The sequence below is a fragment of the Limnospira sp. PMC 1279.21 genome (genome assembly GCF_032349615.1).
GTDB classification, from domain to species: domain Bacteria; phylum Cyanobacteriota; class Cyanobacteriia; order Cyanobacteriales; family Microcoleaceae; genus Limnospira; species Limnospira fusiformis.
The window spans coordinates 1-297 of record NZ_JARPLU010000598.1 but is presented as its reverse complement, the minus strand read 5'-3'; the positions used below and the strand labels follow the sequence as shown (position 1 = coordinate 297).

Annotated in this window: 1 pseudogene; it reads left to right on the top strand. The window is 46.5% G+C overall.

From position 1 onward, the window contains the following. Nucleotides 1–56: 56 nt before the first annotated feature. A pseudogene (locus tag P5683_RS26150) lies at nucleotides 57–251 on the top strand (transposase); the annotation flags it as partial. Nucleotides 252–297 lie beyond the last annotated feature (46 nt).

Below are 297 nucleotides of genomic sequence, written 5' to 3'. Positions count from 1 at the left end.
CTCGGCTAGATTCCCTTTTGGCTAAGACTTTCAGCTTTTTTGTCCTGTACTGAGGGTGTCATCAACAACTCTTAGTCCCCTTTAGCTTTGAGGGTTGTTGTAATCGGACAGTGTTTGAGTTGTGGTTGGAGTTCATCTTAATTCCAACACTGAAGCCAGGTCAGACTCTAGTGCTAGACAATGCAACGTTTCATAAAGGGGGACGGATTCCTGAGCTAGTGGAGGCGGCTCAATGCCGTTTGCTCTATCTATAGCATTAGTCAAGGTGGTTAGGACGCAGCTTTGAGAACGGAATCC